General features: G+C 45.4%; 13 protein-coding genes and 1 tRNA gene. 12 read left to right on the top strand and 2 right to left on the bottom strand.

Annotation, left to right across the window (positions count from 1 at the left end):
- Positions 1-72 precede the first annotated feature (72 nt).
- The 4 genes from NST94_RS24050 (at position 73) to NST94_RS24035 (ending at position 3,055) form a co-directional block, all read left to right on the top strand.
- Positions 73-570 carry an NfeD family protein gene (locus tag NST94_RS24050; RefSeq protein WP_254848827.1) on the top strand — a complete coding sequence of 166 codons (498 nt, stop codon included), beginning with the start codon at positions 73-75 and terminating at the stop codon, positions 568-570.
- The gene (locus NST94_RS24045; protein WP_076129203.1) at positions 570-1,505 is read left to right on the top strand and encodes an SPFH domain-containing protein; all 936 of its coding nucleotides are present in this window, start codon (positions 570-572) and stop codon (positions 1,503-1,505) included. The genes NST94_RS24050 and NST94_RS24045 overlap by 1 nt, the downstream gene beginning before the upstream one ends.
- 102 nt (positions 1,506-1,607) lie before the next feature.
- On the top strand, positions 1,608-2,063 hold the full coding sequence (locus NST94_RS24040; protein ID WP_036686965.1) for a cupin domain-containing protein: 456 nt from the start codon (positions 1,608-1,610) through the stop codon (positions 2,061-2,063).
- A 155-nt stretch (positions 2,064-2,218) separates the two neighbouring features.
- On the top strand, positions 2,219-3,055 hold the full coding sequence (locus tag NST94_RS24035; protein ID WP_036686969.1) for an aldo/keto reductase: 837 nt from the start codon (positions 2,219-2,221) through the stop codon (positions 3,053-3,055).
- Between the two features lie 99 nt (positions 3,056-3,154).
- On the opposite strand, the gene asnB is transcribed toward NST94_RS24035, so the two are convergent.
- Positions 3,155-4,999, bottom strand: coding sequence for an asparagine synthase (glutamine-hydrolyzing) (gene asnB / locus NST94_RS24030; RefSeq protein WP_076129204.1), 1,845 nt, complete (start codon positions 4,997-4,999; stop codon positions 3,155-3,157).
- Positions 5,000-5,143: 144 nt separating this feature from the next.
- Between asnB and NST94_RS24025 the strand changes: the two genes are divergently transcribed.
- Both NST94_RS24025 and NST94_RS24020 read left to right on the top strand, forming a co-directional pair.
- Positions 5,144-5,500, top strand: coding sequence for a hypothetical protein (locus tag NST94_RS24025; protein WP_036686975.1), 357 nt, complete (start codon positions 5,144-5,146; stop codon positions 5,498-5,500).
- Between the two features lie 209 nt (positions 5,501-5,709).
- A tRNA-Arg gene (locus NST94_RS24020) sits at positions 5,710-5,783 on the top strand.
- Between the two features lie 1,506 nt (positions 5,784-7,289).
- Here the strand turns inward: NST94_RS24020 and NST94_RS24015 are convergent.
- Complete coding sequence (locus NST94_RS24015) at positions 7,290-8,198, bottom strand: serine hydrolase (RefSeq protein WP_076187561.1); 909 nt, start codon at positions 8,196-8,198, stop codon at positions 7,290-7,292.
- Between the two features lie 444 nt (positions 8,199-8,642).
- Here NST94_RS24015 and NST94_RS24010 point away from each other — a divergent pair, with 444 nt between their 5' ends.
- The 6 genes from NST94_RS24010 to bglX all read left to right on the top strand — a co-directional run bounded on the left by NST94_RS24010 (position 8,643) and on the right by bglX (position 16,273).
- Complete coding sequence (locus tag NST94_RS24010; protein WP_076142395.1) at positions 8,643-9,656, top strand: LacI family DNA-binding transcriptional regulator; 1,014 nt, start codon at positions 8,643-8,645, stop codon at positions 9,654-9,656.
- A gap of 24 nt (positions 9,657-9,680) precedes the next feature.
- A complete protein-coding gene (locus NST94_RS24005) occupies positions 9,681-10,430 on the top strand; it encodes an alpha/beta hydrolase-fold protein (RefSeq protein ID WP_339281368.1) in 750 nt (249 codons plus the stop codon).
- Positions 10,431-10,492: 62 nt separating this feature from the next.
- Positions 10,493-11,416: an ABC transporter permease subunit gene (locus NST94_RS24000; protein WP_036687012.1), complete on the top strand. Its 924-nt coding sequence runs from the start codon at positions 10,493-10,495 to the stop codon at positions 11,414-11,416.
- Between the two features lie 17 nt (positions 11,417-11,433).
- Positions 11,434-12,333, top strand: coding sequence for a carbohydrate ABC transporter permease (locus NST94_RS23995; RefSeq protein WP_036686985.1), 900 nt, complete (start codon positions 11,434-11,436; stop codon positions 12,331-12,333).
- Positions 12,334-12,390: 57 nt separating this feature from the next.
- A complete protein-coding gene (locus NST94_RS23990; protein WP_076129208.1) occupies positions 12,391-13,995 on the top strand; it encodes an extracellular solute-binding protein in 1,605 nt (534 codons plus the stop codon).
- 109 nt (positions 13,996-14,104) lie between these two features.
- Positions 14,105-16,273: a beta-glucosidase BglX gene (gene bglX, locus NST94_RS23985; protein WP_076281897.1), complete on the top strand. Its 2,169-nt coding sequence runs from the start codon at positions 14,105-14,107 to the stop codon at positions 16,271-16,273.
- The last annotated feature ends 27 nt before the right edge of the window (positions 16,274-16,300 follow it).

The following is a 16,300-nucleotide window of genomic DNA, read 5'->3' as shown; positions in this document are numbered from 1 at the left end:
TGAAGAAACACATAACCACCGATGTAATGAATATAAATCATATACATGCCTGAAATATTTATTTATGGAACTATGCAACGCATCGATGTTTCTTTTCGTTATAGTAGTATCATACGGAAGGTGGTGGGCTCACCGATGGTTGTGTGGGTGTTTTGGCTGATCGCAGCCGGTGTCCTGTTTGTTGTTGAGATGATGACGCTTACTTTTTATTTATTGTGGCTTAGTATTGGTGCTTTGGCCGCAGGTTTGGTGTCGCTGATTGTTCCCGAAGCCATTTTGTTTCAGGTGGTCCTTGGATCACTGGTCGCACTTGGTCTGACTATATTCTCGAAACCACTGGTTTCTAGATTTCGCCATTCACGTGGGTTCAAGGATACAGGTACAGAAATCATCGGTAGGCAAGGAGTAGTTGTTGAGCCGATAGAGCAGGGACGTTACGGGCAAGTGAAGGTAGGCGGAGATACGTGGAGCGCGAGCTCTGATCAGAATCTGGGCAAGGATGAGGTTGTAAGAGTAGTGAAAAGAGGCACGACGATTATCGAAGTAGAACGATGGGGGGAAATGAACTAATGCAATGGGCAATTATCGCAATTATTATTGTAGTGGTCGTAGTTTTTGTGGCATTAACAGTCAAAATCGTACCACAGCAACGGGTAGGCGTAGTGGAAAGGCTCGGTAAATTTAATCGTCTGCTGACACCGGGGTTGAACATTCTGATTCCTGTAATTGATCAGGTGCGCACGTACCATGATTTACGGATTCAACAAGCGAATGTACCTCCGCAAACGGTAATTACAAAGGATAACGTGCAGGTGCAGATTGATACGATTATTTTCTACCAGGTGGTTGGACCAGAGGAAGCTACTTATGGTATTTCTGATTATGTGTATGGGGTAAGAAACATTTCGACGGCAACAATGCGGCAAATCATCGGTAAGCTGGAATTGGATGAGACCTTGTCTGGACGGGAAAAGATTTCGACGGATATCCGTCTTGCTCTCGATGAAGCTACTGAGAAGTGGGGCGTGCGGATCGAGCGTGTGGAAGTTATCGATATCAAACCGCCGTTGGATATTCAGGAAGCGATGGATAAGCAGATGAAAGCAGAGCGGAGCAAACGTGCCATTGTTTTGGAGGCGGAAGCTGCCAAGCAGGATATGATCCTACGCGCTGAAGGGGATAAACAGAGCAAGATTCTAAAAGCAGAAGGCGATAAAGAAGCGCGTATCCGTCAAGCAGAGGGTTCACGCCAGGCGCAGGAGCTGGAAGCACACGGTGAGGCTAAAGCGATTCAAGCCGTGGCAGAAGCAGAAAAATCACGCATTGAGCTGATTCGTTCGGCAGGTCTGGATGAGCATGTTCTGGCTTATCGTTCCTTCGAGGCTCTGGCTGAGATTGCCAAAGGTCCTGCTAATAAAGTGTTCTTGCCAACTAGCGCTGTTGAAACACTGGGAAGTCTTGGAGCGATTGCGGAAGTCTTCAAAGCGAGCAAGGACAGTAAATAGATTTTACAATTCGAGCTTATTCCGTTAAAGTAAAAAGCAAAAACAACCTTATGCATATGAAGCTATTGTTGTTCATGCTAACTTTGAAGGAGAGAAGCTACTGTGACGCAAAAAGAAATTTCACCGCTAGTTGAACTGCTTGGATTACAGCCTCACGTTGAGGGTGGTTGGTACAAAAGACTTTGGAATTCGGAATTTGAAATTTCGCAGGAAGTGTTAGGCGATAGCTATTCTGGATCACGTCATTCGGCATCTTCAATTTATTTTTTACTTCACGAAGGCGAACAATCTGATTGGCATACTGTATTGTCCGATGAAGTTTGGTTGTGGCATTCCGGTAGTCCAATCGTGCTAAGTCTCGGAGGTAATGGAGATAAGCCTGAGGATGTGCAGGAAGTTATTCTGGGTCTCGATATTGCTGCAGGCCAGCAGCCACAAGTGGTTGTTCCAGCGGGAGTATGGCAGGCCGCGCGCTCGTTAGGCAAAGAACCGACGCTGGTATCCTGTATTGTTTCTCCTGAATTCCATTTTGATGATTTCAAACTAATTGAGAAATAAAGAAGAGCGGGGGCGCTTACGCCTCCGTTTTTTTATAAGGATTTGGGGAATGATGAAGCCATCTGCTATACTTTTTATGGTAGCGTTTGCTTCTTAAGTGGATAAATAGGTTAAGTATGTTTAACGAAATAACAATAAGCTTGGAGGGTTAAGCGATGAGTGAATTAAATGCACCGTTCTCGGGTGGTCCTACTTTAAATGACGGGGTGACCATGCCGTGGCTGGGTCTTGGCGTGTATAAGACTAAAGATGGCGAAGAGGTTATTCATGCGGTCAAAACCGCAGTGGAATTAGGATATCGCAGTATTGATACGGCAGCCGGATACAATAACGAAGAAGGCGTAGGACAAGCTATTCGTGATTGTGGAGTGGCCCGTGATGAGTTGTTTATTACGACTAAAGTACGAAATCCTGATCAAGGTTATGAGTCTACGCTAAAAGCGTTCGAGGATAGCCGGCGCAAGCTAGGTCTGGACTATCTAGATCTGTATCTCATACACTGGCCGGTGGCAGGAAAATATCGTGAGACATGGAAGGCCTTAATTCATCTGCAAAAAGAAGGCCTCATCAAATCTATCGGCGTGAGCAATTTTCAGGTTCATCATCTGAAAGATATCATCGAGGATACCGGAGTGGTGCCTGTGGTGAATCAGGTGGAATTCCATCCGCTGTTGACTCAGCGCGAGCTGCTGAAATATGCCAATGAACAGGGCATTCAGCTTGAAGCATGGAGTCCATTAATGCAGGGGAATCTTGATCTACCGCTCTTAAAAGAGTTGGCTGAGAAGTATGGCAAGACCCCTGCTCAAATTGTACTTCGCTGGGATTTGCAGCAAGGTGTCATTACGATACCTAAATCCGTACATGCGGATCGAATCAAGGAGAATGCGGGATTCTTTGACTTTACGCTTAGTGATGAGGATGTCAAAGCTATCGAGGGCTTGAACAAAGACCATCGATTTGGCCCGGACCCGGACAACTTTAACTTTTAAAGATCGTAGAGTAATTATTGCAAATACAAGCCAAACAGCAAGCCACCGGATACGGGGACTTGCTGTTTGGCTTGTCGGTTACCTCAGTTCTCTACGCGCTTATTGGATGGAGACGTTATATTTACGCAGCCAGAGATCCACTTGGGCGAGGTAAGCAAACAGCTGAGGACCGGACATGAGCTGGCCGAACCAAGGCAGATTGGTTGAGGATTCCGGGGAAGCGGCGATCTCACGGATTTTGGCAGCATCAATTAGCGGAAGTAGGGGTGAAGTGGAGTCATCCAGAATGTTTAATACCTGAGTTCGTACCGCATTTAAATAGGCAGGATTATGAGTTTTGGGGTAAGGGCTTTTTTTGCGGTAGAGCACATCGTCTGGAAGAATGCCTTCAAGAGATTTACGTAAAATCCCTTTTTCACGGCCCCCCAGATTCTTGATTTCCCACGGAATATTAAATACATATTGAACGAGTCGGTGATCACAATAAGGAACACGTACCTCTAGCCCTGCGCCCATGCTCATTCGGTCTTTACGGTCTAGCAGAGTAGGCATGAAGCGGGTGATATTCAGATAGGACATGACGCGCATTTGTGCTTGTTTTCCTGTTTCTCCATCCAACTTCGGAACTTCAGCCACCGCATCACTATATCTGTCACCCAAATATTCCAGTGGACGAATCCACTCGTTAATTTCTGGGGAAAGTAGACTTGCACGCATTTTCGGAGCAACTGACCAAGGAAAAGTGCCTGAGGAGAGCATTTCCTCACGGTGGAACCAAGGGTATCCCCCAAAAATCTCATCCGCCGCTTCACCGGAAATAGCTACTGTCGCGTTCTTTTTAATCTCCCGGCAAAATAAGTACAAAGAAGAGTCCACATCGGTCATCCCTGGTAAATCCCTAGTGTACAATGCATTATCCAGCGCTTCTACAAGCTCCGGGGTATCGAACGAGATGTAGTGGTGGTTTGTATTCAATTCATCGACCATTCGTTTAATCCACGGCCCATCTGCTCCCGGCTGGAAAGTATGACTTTTGAAATGTTTGTCGTTATCTACATAGTCTACGGAATAAGTATCCACTTGTCCCTGACCATTCCGGTTGTAGTAATCCACTGCAAGTGCCGTCAGCGCACTGGAATCCAGCCCTCCCGACAAAAGAGAGCAAACAGGGACGTCCGAGACCAGTTGGCGTTCGAGTGTATCTTGGAGCAGTTCACGCACCTTAGCGGCTGTCTCTGCTTCATTGTCAGTATGCTTTGCGCTCTCCAGCTTCCAATAGGCATAACTGCGCAGACCTTCACGGCTATAGATCATAGCATGACCTGGACGAAGCTCTTGCATATCCTTATAAACACCATGACCCGGTGTACGCGCTGGACCGATGATGAAGATTTCTGCGAGACCTTCAGGACCCACGATTGGTTGTACCTTGGGATGCTGCAGCAACGCCTTAGGCTCTGAGCCAAAAACCAGGACATCATCAACCTTGCTGTAGAACAGGGGTTTCACACCTAAACGGTCACGTGCAAAAAAGACTTGGTCCCGAAGACCGTCCCATACTGCAAAAGCAAAGATTCCATTGAGCTTCTCTGCGCAATCCGGCCCCCATTCGATATAGGAATGCAGCAGCACTTCTGTATCGCACTGGGTGCGGAATTGATGCCCTCGCTGCTTAAGTTCCTGTTTGAGTTCGAGGGCGTTATATAATTCGCCGTTGTAAACAATCGCGTATACCTGTTCCTCATGGCGGGTGATCATGGGCTGGGCACCGTTCTCCGGATCGATAACGCTAAGTCTGCGGTGACCGAAAGCACAGGGGCCTGAGATCCAGGTTCCGGCTGCATCGGGGCCGCGGTTTGCTAAAGTTTCAGTCATTTTGACCAGCAGCTGCGAGTGCTGAGTGAGATCTCCGCGCCACTGGATAAATCCGGTTATTCCGCACATGATGGTTCATCCTCTCTTTTGTGCGATTGTTGTCCTTACTTTTTTGCCAAGTAATACAGATATATGCCGAAGGAAGGCATAAAATGTATGTCCTTATCCGAACACTAGGGGAGAGGGGAATTTGCCAGGAGGGAAGGATGACAGGTGTATTATATTAAAGACGCCAAAATTCGCAGAATGATGGAGTACGATGGTGCGCCTTGTGCAGAAGTGGGTGTTTTGCCGGGTGCTGTTAGTGATCCTGCGCTTTTGGTGTATATCGTTGAGGATCGGCGTGAAGAAGGATATGAGATTGTCCGTATTCTGACTAATGATGCTGATACCTCTACCGATTGGTTTGATAACAATATGCATGACGCTTTTCAAGATGTGACCTCGAGTGCATTTACAGGCAGCAACTTTATGTCGCCAGAAGATGAGCATTCCAAATTTCAACGAGAATTACTCACTTTTGGGGATTTAAAAAAGCAGCTGGAGAAGCGTTTTCGTAAGCTGGAGTAAATAGCGAAGGTTTGTAAAATGCACACTGGAATGGATGAAAAGGACGGCAGAAATGCCGTTTTTTTCATTTCCTGTGGTTACGCTGATGTGTGAAAAAGCTGCACCGGAAACACTTTTATTATTTTTCTAAGTTGTTTTGACTTGAAAAATCCGCTGAATAAGGTATAATAAATATCGTTGCGTCAATACATAGTATTTATTTCTTATATGTCCCGGTAGCTCAGCTGGATAGAGCATGCGCCTTCTAAGCGCACGGTCAGGGGTTCGAATCCCTTCCGGGACGTCAATTAACAGCCTTCCTTCGGGAAGGCTGTTTTTGCGTGCGCGAGTTTTAGTTCGAGGTCACACACGGGGTGCTTTGTCTTCCTTCTTGATCTAAACGTCGAAATTCGATTCACCGTTGAACATCAAACTTCGAGCCTCTAGACCACATTTACACCTACGCAGCAGCTATCGGACCCAGAGGACCTTAAATGCTGAAAAGTGCGGATTTGCGATGTTATCGGACTCCATCGTCACTATTGATGCCAAACGTGCCCCAAAAGAGCTACTTTCTCAGCAATAGCTGCACTGGAGTCCGAAACGTTGCTCAAAAGGCGATAAAAGAGTAAATAACGTCATCTGAGTCCGCGAGCCTCCTCGGTCTGAGTAATGCTGGTTACTTGGTGTGTTGAGCTGCTAACCATCATTGAACATCAAACTTCCAGCCTCTAGCCCACATTTGTACATACGCAGCAACTATCGGACCCAGATGTCCTTAAATGCTGAAAAGTGCCACATTTGCGATGTCATCGGACTCCATCGTCACTATTGATGCCAAACGTGCCCCAAATGAGCTACTTTCTCAGCAATAGCTGCACTGGAGTCCGAAACGTTGTTCAAAAGGCGATAAAAGAGTAAATAACGTCATCTGAGTCCGCGAGCTTCCTCGGCCTCAGAAAGTGCTGGTTACTTGGTGTGATGAGTTACTTATTGTGCACATACGCAGCAACTATCGGACCCAGATGACCTTAAAAGCTGAAAAGTGCCACATTTGCGATGTCATCGGACTCTATCGTCGCTATTTGTGCCAAACGTGCCCCAAATGAGCTACTTTCTCAAGAATAGCTGCACTGGAGTCCGAAACGTTGCTCAAAAGGCGATAAAGAGTAAATAACGTCATCTGAGTCCGCAAGCCTCCTCAGTCTAAGTATTGCTGGTTACTTGGTGTGATGAGCTACTTCTTTTGCACATACGCAGCAGCTATCGGACCCAGAGGACCTTAAATGCTGAAAAGTGCGGGATTTGCGATGTCATCGGAGTCCATCGTCGCTATTGGTGCCAAACGTGCCCCAAATGAGCTACTTTCTCAGGAATAGCTGCGCTGGAGTCCGAAACGTTGCTCAAAAGGCGATAAAAGAGTAAATAACATCATCTGAGTCCGCAAGCATCCTCGGTCTGAGTAATGCTGGTTACTTGGTGTGATGAGTTACTTATATTGTACATACGCAGCAGCTATCGGACCCAGAGGACCTTAAATGCTGAAAAGTGCGGGATTTGCGATGTCATCGGAATCGTCGCTATTGGTGCCAAACGTGCCCCAAATGAGCTACTTTCTCAGGAATAGCTGCGCTGGAGTCCGAAACGTTGCTCAAAAGGCGATAAAAGAGTAAATAACGTCATCTGAGTCCGCAAGCCTCCTCAGCCTCAAACAGCGCTGGTTACTTGGCGGTGTTAAGTACTAATCGCGGAAGAATGTAAATTACCCATTATGCGCACGCTAACCTCAAGCCATAAAAAAAGACCGCTCCTAAAGAAGCGGCCAGATTTCCTCCCAGACGGTATCCAGGATTCCCTGCATGTTATCTTCCATGCTGTTAATTGCAATGACTGCTTGAGCGTCCGGCACCACAAGACAGAATTGTCCATGAGCGCCATCGGCACGGTAAGCGTCGTGGGAGCAGAGCCAGAATTGACAGCCGTATCCTTCTCCCCAGTCGCCGTTTCCATCATTGTCGATCTGTTTTTGTGTAACAAAATCGATCCATGCTGCGGGGATCAGTTGCTGGCCCTGCCACTTTCCTTGCTGTAAAAGCAGCTGTCCAAACCGGCTTAACTCTTCCGTGTTAATCTGAAGTCCGGCACAGCCAAGGGTTACCCCTTGAGGTGTTGTTTCCCAATCGACATTGTTTATGCCCAGAGGTGCAAACAAACGAGGTACCAGATAATCCTTTACGGTTTGCCCGACGCGGGCTTGCACCATTGCAGAGATCATAATGGTATCTCCGCTGCTGTATGTAAATTTCTCTCCTGGAGCTCTGTCTAAAGTCAGAGCCAAATAATGCTGCACCCAATTTTTATCCTTCAAGGCTAATCTCTCTTCAGCCCAAAATGGAGGGGAGTCGTGCCCTGTACTCATTCGCAGCAAATCGAACAAAGTTATATCTCCGGGCTGCATGGATGGAGGTGTTGGTTTAAGAGGAGAGGCATACTCCGGAAAAACATCTTTAAGCGTTGTTTCCAGTGTCAGCTTCCCTTCATCAATGGCAAGACCTACTGCCATACAAGTAAAAGACTTGCTGACGGAATGCTGCAAGCGCCGAATATCCTCCGTGAGATCCAGTTTTCCCACAAGGTTTCCGTTTTGAAGCACACGAACATTGAAAATATTCAGGTTTCGTTCACGAGCCTTAGCTGCGAATGGAGCCATGTTCAACATAAAAAGAGTCCTTCTTTCTCTTGATATTCTTAGCTAGGATAGCGAAGTGACAAAAAGAAAAACTAGAAAAATGAGTGGAAACGTTTTCTGTTATTGCGATGAAAATCACTAAATTGATGGTATTCCATTCTTATTTTAAAGTCAATAAAACAAAGAAAACTATTGTTTGATATATAAATACCAATTATTTCTAATTTATAGATTGAATAACTATAGACTTGTTGTAATTTTAACCAAATAAAAAGTGATGAATCACAATTTTTTTTGTGTTTTTAGTTGACTTATAAAAATTACCTGTTCATAATGGACGAAGTAAGCGGAAAAAACGCGCTAAGGACTCAAAATGATGTCGTGGGAAACGTTTCCCATCATTTCATGCGTTTCCACAACCTGATTTTCATCGGGTGAAGGGGGGACTCATCATAGGAGTGGAGCAAGGTAAATATGAATATCAAAGATATTGCAAGGCTATCAGGCGTGGGTATCGCCACAGTCTCCAGAGTAATCAATAATAGCGGTGTTGTAAGCGATACAACTAGAGCTAAAGTGATGGCGGTTGTTAGAGAACATAACTATATTCCAAACGGTAATGCGAGCAACTTGAAAAAAACGCGATCTAATACCATAGCGCTAATGGTAAAAGGGATCTCAAACCCGTTTTTTGCCGACATGATCAAAGAAGTTGAACGCCAGGTGAACCTGCGGGGATGTCCGCTAATGATCCAGCATGTAGAAGATGGAGTAGACGAGATCGATATCGCTCTACAGCTTGTAAAAGAAAAAAATCTATATGGCGTAATTTTTATGGGCGGAACGTATGATCATTCCGAAGATAAATTCAAACAATTAAAAATTCCATTTGTTCTGACTACCATCACGACTACAAAAGAAGTCGATCCTGCTGTTTTTTCAAGCGTGATCATTGATGATCTTCAGGAATCTTATAAGGCTGTCAGCTATTTAATCTCATTAGGACATCGCAATATCTGCTTTTTGGCCAGATTTCCTCTGGTGCAAAATACAACAGGTAACCGGCGGCTTATGGGTTATATCAAGGCGCTTGAGGAGCATGGAATTGAGTACGACCCTTCAATGGTAGAGGACTGTGAATATAGTCCAAGCTCAGGCTTTACAGCTACCAAACGTCTGCTCAATAAGAAAAAAGATATCACTGCTGTTTTTGCTGCATCAGATACGATTGCCATTGGGGCGGCTAAGGCGTTATTGTCCTTGGGCTTATCAATTCCAAATGATGTTTCGATCATCGGATTCGACGGGATTGAAATGGCAGAATATTATCATCCATCTCTGGATACGATCAGCCAACCCGGAGTGGATATGGCGAAGGCCAGTGTTGAAATTTTGTTTGACCTGATCACAGGTGATTCGCAAAACAAACATATGGTATTCGAATCCGTACTGGTTAAGCGGGGATCTTGCAAGAAAATAAACAAATGAATAAGAACGAAAAGGAGATAACTCATGGCATTATTAACAGTTGAGACAGGCTCTCCTACCTTGAGAATGACAACGACCATCAGTATTATCTCCCCCGTCGATTCAGGCAACATGTCTGGAGGAACGCTCTACCTGCTGCATGGTGCTGGTGATAACGCCAGTACTTGGCACAGGATGACTACTATTGAGCAGTATGCAAGTCAATATGGTTGTACAGTCATAATGCCCCAAGTAAACAGGAGCTATTATACAGACATGGAGTACGGACTGGATTACTTCCACTATGTGACCCATGAGCTTCCCGAGCTTTGTGGCCGAATGATGAGGTTGGATGATAATCCGCAGATGACGTATATCGCTGGTTTATCGATGGGCGGGTATGGCGCTCTGAAATGTGGACTTACCTATCCCGAGCGTTACAGCAAAGTGGTTTCGTTATCAGGAGTTACCGATCTCCAGAAACGATTAAACGATCCGCAAATGTCCAAGGACATGGCGAGGGAGATGGCGGGTACTTTTGGAAAACGCTTACAAATTAAGCCGGATCAGGATCTGTACGCTTTAGCCGCTAAATTGGTCGACGATAAACGTAACCTGCCTTCGATTCTGACTTGCTGTGGTTCGGAAGATCCGTTTGTGGAGATGAATCGGGAATTCGCTGCTTATCTGGAGACGACCCCTTATGAATTTCAGTATGTTGAGACCCCTGGAACTCATGAATGGCGATTCTGGGAGGAACATCTGAAGACAACCTTTGATTTCTTGTACAACTAAAAGACATAAGCAGAGTGAGGAGATGCAAATTGAAATCCGAAGTTGCAATACCGGCTAAAAAAATGAACGACAGCAGATTCCAACTGTTCCTAAGAGAAGTCTGGAAGAACAGAATGGTCTATACTCTGGTGCTTCCTGGACTAGTGTGGCTTTTCCTATTCGCTTATCTGCCGATGGGTGGTCTATCTCTGGCTTTTAAAGATTTTAAAGCGAATTTAGGAATTTGGGGCAGCCCATGGAGCGGATTCGAGAATTTCACCTATGTGTTCCGTGACCCGGCTTTTATTGACGCCGTATGGAGAACGTTAACCATTAACATCGGTAAGCTGATTATTCAGTTCCCTTTTCCAATCATATTGGCATTGCTGCTGAATGAACTGCGCATGAATCGTTACAAAAAAGCTTTACAGACGGTGTTTACATTTCCGAACTTCCTGTCATGGATCGTAGTATCCGGGGTTGTTATCAATGTGCTTTCCTATGATGGTCTGGTCAACAGCCTCATTCAAATGTTTGGCGGGACAGGCATTAACTTCCTGGGTTCTGAAAAAATGTTCGTTCCGATGTTGTATCTTACGGATATCTGGAAATCAGCAGGTTGGGGAGCCATTATCTTTATGGCCGCTATCTCTGGTATTGATACAGACCAATATGAATCCGCACAGATTGATGGTGCTACACGCTTGCAGCAAATGTTCCGCATTACTCTGCCTAACATTCTTCCGACGATTACGATTATGTTTATCCTTTCTGTCGGTGGCCTGATGTCATCTGGATTTGACCAAATCTTTAACTTGAGCAACGCTGCAACGAAAAACGTCTCGGAAGTACTAGATGTGTATATCTACCGAATCACGTTCCAGTCCTCAACAGACTTTTCATTCTCCACTGCAGTCAGTTTGTTCCGTTCACTTGTTAATATGATTCTGCTGATTCTGGCAGACAGAGCTGCCAAACTTATGGGCGGAGACGGTTTATTCCGGTAAGAAAGGAGTGCAAATATATGAGTAAAAAAAAGCTGACCATTATGCAAGACCATAAAAAAATGACCGCTATGGATTATGTGATTTTCGTAATTCTGAGTGTAGGCGCTTTGGCCATTCTTATTCCATTCTGGAATGTCATTATGATTTCTTTTTCTACGCAAAAAGAATACGCTGATAACCCTATGATGTTATTTCCGAAGAACCCAACACTGGAATCCTATCGGGCACTCTTTGCTGATGGGCGGATCGGGACAGGGTATTGGAATACCTTTAAGATCTTAATCTTAGGACTCCCGCTTAGCTTGTTCTTGACGACAAGTATGGCTTACGGCCTTAGCCGCAATAAATTCCCGGGTAAAAAGCTGATTTTTATGCTTGTCCTGTTCACAATGATTTTTAATGGCGGGATTGTACCTTTGTACCTGGTGATGAAGGATCTGCATCTGACAGGCAACCTTTGGTCAGTTATTCTGGCTGGAAGCTTCAGTGCGTTTAACCTGATTCTGATGTCGAACTATTTTAGCAGTCTGCCTGAGTCCCTGATGGAATCTGCGCGACTTGATGGTGCTGGGGAATGGAGAATCCTGTTCTCTGTAGTCCTGCCATTATCTGCTCCAATCGTAGCTACCATCACATTGTTCTACGGAGTAGCCTTCTGGAATGGATGGTATGACGCCATGATCTTCCTGCGGAAAGCGGATCAGATGCCACTGCAGAACGTGTTGCGATCTATCATTATGGAAGCCCAAGTGAATGCATCGAATGCCACAAGTGTTGACGCAGTGGGTAAGCAATCATTCTCTATGGGTATGAAAATGGCGGCAGTATTCGTTACCATGGTTCCTATTATGTGTTTCTTCCCAATGCTCCAAAAGCACTTTGCCAAAGGGGTACTTACAGGGGCTATCAAGACCTAGTGGTTTATGATTTATCCATATAAAAGAGGGTCAGTCACACAATTTAAGGAGGACAAAATGAATATTTTAAAAAGAAAATCTGTAAAGTCAATCCTTGCCGGTGTTTTATGTCTTACTCCAATCATGTTGGCAGCATGCTCAAGCTCAGACAACAATGCTAATAGCGGAAATTCAGGCAATCCAACAGATGGATATAAAGATGAGTTGAAGATTTCGTTAGCCAGTACCATTAAGACAACAGAATCTGATTTTGATAACGTGTATCATAAATATTTTACGGATAAGTTCAATATTAAATGGGATTACAACTATATTGAATGGGATTCATGGGCTGAGAAGCTTCGCCTATGGATTAACTCTGGTGATCTTCCTGACGTAGCAAGCTGGAACTATGTTCACGGTGATGCGCTTAATTACATTGATCAAGGGCTGCTGTACAAGCTGCCAGATGACTGGAAAGAACGCTGGCCGAATGTGGCAGCCGCTTATAAGCTGACAGGACTTGGCGATGAATTGGAGAAAGCGGTAGGTGGCACTTATGTTCTGCCAAGACCGGTATACTTTGAGAACAAGCCGGCAGATCCGCTCATTAACCAAATCGGAGTAATTGCTCTGCGTTCTGACTGGGCTAAAGCCGTTGGTTTTGAATTGAAGGATGCCTACACTACTACAGAACTGATGGAATTTGCTAGATTGCTTAAAGAGAAAGACCCTGGCAAGGTAGGAGATAAACTCATTCCTATTTCTTATGACATCAACGATGCTTTGACTAATATTGTAATGGCTAATAGCGTGCATTCCAGAGTAGAGTCAGCATTCTATAAAGATGCAGATGGCAAATACCAATGGGGTCCAGCCAACGATGAAACGTTAGCGGCACTGAAAGAACTTCAAACTACTTATAAAGAAGGATTACTGCACCCTGAGTTTTATACTTGGAAAAATGGTGAATCTGGCCAAAAGTTCACAGTTAACGGTGTTTCCGGTATTACGAGTCTAGGTGGTTTGGCTTCTTACAGAAAAGACATGGACGTTAAAATGAAAGATAACCTAGGTGTAAATAGTGATGACCTAGTACACACAGCTATTGTACTTGGCGATGACGGTAAATATCGTAACCTCGATCAAGTTAACTTCTGGTCTGCTGTAATCTTCTCGCCAGATATTAGCAAAGAGAAATTTGAACGGATTATGGACTTCATGGAATATACAACAAGTAAAGAAGGTCAATTGACCGTTAACTTGGGCTTTGAAGGAACAGACTGGAAAAAAGGCGAAAATGGCGAATTAATCAGCCTACTCCCTGAAGGAACAACATTGGATAAGAAATATCCGAACCGTTTTGAAGGACTGTATGTCTTGGCGGATGACTTTAGTGTCGTGAACCCTGCGATCAAAAAAGAATATCGCGATCGTTCTGTAGAACTGTTCAAGGAAAAAGCTGAGCTTGCGTTAAAAGACAAAGCAACGGCTGAATATGACTGGGACTACCAGTTGTATGATTCCAAGGCTAAAAATCAGGCTTCCTTTGACTATGCTACAGAATACACTAACCTGATTTTGAAACCAGGCGATCTAGAGGCGAACTGGAAAGAATGGGTTAAGAGCAAACAATCCCTCGTTCAGCCGGTTCTAGATGAACTAAACAATCTAAAAAAATAGCTTTCGCCCTATGCATGTAGGAATGAACCTACAGGACCCGCGTGCAATTCTTGCACACGGGTTTTTCCATTCATAGGCATCGGCAGAATTGAACAATGGAGGATTTGAAATGAATGAGCAGCAACTGACTACCTTGTTGAACCAGATGACGCTTGAAGAAAAGATTGCACAATTGCAGCAGCTAGCCGCTAATTTCTATGAAGGGGCAGAGGATGGAGGACAAATCACTGGCCCTATGGCATCCATGGGAATTACGGACCACATGATCGAGAGCAGCGGCTCTGTACTTGGTCTATCAGGTGCAGCGCAAGTCATTGCGGTTCAGGAAGCCCATTTACGCAAAAATAGATTGGGCATTCCCTTGCTGATGATGGCGGATATTGTGCATGGCTTCAAGACGATTTTTCCGGTCCCGCTGGCAATTGGCTGCTCTTGGGATATGGATCGCGCAGAGCTGAGCGCCGAGATTGCGGCTAAAGAAGCGGCAGTCTCCGGTGTGCACGTTACTTATGCGCCAATGGCGGATCTTGTACGGGACCCACGTTGGGGAAGAGTAATGGAATCTACAGGAGAAGATCCATATTTGAATGGTAGGTTTGCCCGTGCGTTTGTGCGCGGATTTCAAGGAAGCGACTTGACTGGTGATGTAGATCGTCTGGCGGCTTGTATTAAGCACTTTGCTGCCTATGGTCTATCCGAAGGCGGTCGTGATTATAATACGGTGGATTTATCGGAACGGCAGCTGCGTGAATATTATCTGCCGGCCTATCGTGCAGCACTGGATGAAGGTGCAGAGATGGTCATGACTTCATTTAATACGATTGATGGGATTCCGATAAGCGGCAACGTCAAGCTGCTTCGCCAGCTGCTTCGTGAAGAATGGGGATTTGATGGCGTATTGATTTCGGATTGGGGTGCAGTGAAGGAACTGATCCCACATGGTGTCGCTGAGGATGAGGCTGAGGCAGCACTTAAAGCCATCAAAGCTGGTGTAGACATCGAGATGATGACGGCTTGTTACGTTCATCAGCTTCCGGCACTTGTTGCAGATGGACAAGTAGATGAGAAGATTATTGATGAAGCTGTGCTTCGTATTTTGAAATTGAAGCAAAGATTGGGCTTGTTCGAGCATCCGTTCCGCGGAGCTGACGTCGAGAAAGAGCGTGAGGTAATCTTCTGTGAAGATCATCGAAATGCGGCGCGTGAGTTGGCGGCTAAATCCTGCGTACTGCTCAAGAATGATCAGGTTCTACCGCTTGCTGCAGAGCAACGGATTGCGCTAATTGGACCGTTTGCTACTAGCGGAGATATTCTTGGACCGTGGTCGTGGTTGGGTTCAACGGAAGAGGCAAGCCGTCTTGCACCAGCACTTCAAGCTCGTGCAGGTGCGGGTAAGATTACTGTTGCAGAAGGTTCTGGAGTCGATAGCTTTACAGAGGAACAGTGGCTGGAGGCGGAAGCGGCTGCTAAGCAAGCTGATGTGATTGTACTGGCGCTTGGTGAACATTCAGAGATGAGTGGAGAAGCGGGCAGCCGTTCAGATATCCGTTTGCCGGAAGCGCAGCTTGAGCTTTTACAACGTCTGAAACAGCTGAATAAGCCTATCGTGGTGGTGTTGTTTAATGGACGTCCACTAGACTTGGCCGGTGTGTACGAGCATGCAGATGCTATTCTGGAAGCTTGGTTCCCGGGCAGTGAAGGCGGAGCGGCAATTGCCAGTCTACTTTATGGAGATGAGAATCCTTCAGGAAGATTAACGATGTCTTTCCCGGTATCCGTTGGGCAGATTCCAGTCTATTACAATCATTTCAACACTGGACGCCCACTTCATGCTCCGGGTGCCGACAAACGTTATGTCTCGCAATATCTGGACATTCCTAATGAACCGCTTTTGCCATTTGGTTTTGGACTGAGCTATACGACATTTAGCTATAGTGAACCAATTCTGTCCGGTGATATCATGACGGAAAATCAGCCTATTGAAATAAAAGTTACGGTGACCAATACTGGAGAAGTGGATGGGGAAGAGGTAGTGCAGCTGTATATCCGAGACATTTCCGGAGAGGTCGTCAGACCAATGAAGGAACTGAAGGATTTTGCCAAAATCAACCTCTCACCAGGGGAAAGTCGTGAAGTGACCTTTACACTTACCGAACAGCAGCTTCGTTACTATCATAGCGATCTAAGCTTTAGCAGCGATCCGGGACGATTTAAATTATTCGTCGGTTCGAACAGCAATGAGGTTAAAGAACGGGATTTTTGCTTAACATTAGCATAAGTAGAATATATACGGCAGTAACGCCGT

It is taken from the genome of Paenibacillus sp. FSL H8-0282 (assembly GCF_037963825.1).
In the GTDB taxonomy this organism is placed as follows: Bacteria; Bacillota; Bacilli; order Paenibacillales; family Paenibacillaceae; genus Paenibacillus_AQ; species Paenibacillus_AQ odorifer.
This window is presented reverse-complemented; position numbering and strand designations above follow the sequence as displayed.

Bases quoted from the DNA above. Each gene is read 5' to 3' on its own strand.
- NST94_RS24010 (WP_076142395.1), top strand. From the start codon at position 8,643: ATGAATATCAAAGATATTGCAAGGCTATCAGGCGTGGGTATCGCCACA.
- NST94_RS24050 (WP_254848827.1), top strand. From the start codon at position 73: ATGCAACGCATCGATGTTTCTTTTCGTTATAGTAGTATCATACGGAAG.
- NST94_RS24015 (WP_076187561.1), bottom strand. From the start codon at position 8,198: ATGTTGAACATGGCTCCATTCGCAGCTAAGGCTCGTGAACGAAACCTG.
- bglX (WP_076281897.1), top strand. From the start codon at position 14,105: ATGAATGAGCAGCAACTGACTACCTTGTTGAACCAGATGACGCTTGAA.
- NST94_RS23990 (WP_076129208.1), top strand. From the start codon at position 12,391: ATGAATATTTTAAAAAGAAAATCTGTAAAGTCAATCCTTGCCGGTGTT.
- asnB (WP_076129204.1), bottom strand. From the start codon at position 4,999: ATGTGCGGAATAACCGGATTTATCCAGTGGCGCGGAGATCTCACTCAG.
- NST94_RS24005 (WP_339281368.1), top strand. From the start codon at position 9,681: ATGGCATTATTAACAGTTGAGACAGGCTCTCCTACCTTGAGAATGACA.
- NST94_RS24000 (WP_036687012.1), top strand. From the start codon at position 10,493: ATGAACGACAGCAGATTCCAACTGTTCCTAAGAGAAGTCTGGAAGAAC.
- NST94_RS23995 (WP_036686985.1), top strand. From the start codon at position 11,434: ATGAGTAAAAAAAAGCTGACCATTATGCAAGACCATAAAAAAATGACC.
- NST94_RS24035 (WP_036686969.1), top strand. From the start codon at position 2,219: ATGAGTGAATTAAATGCACCGTTCTCGGGTGGTCCTACTTTAAATGAC.
- NST94_RS24045 (WP_076129203.1), top strand. From the start codon at position 570: ATGCAATGGGCAATTATCGCAATTATTATTGTAGTGGTCGTAGTTTTT.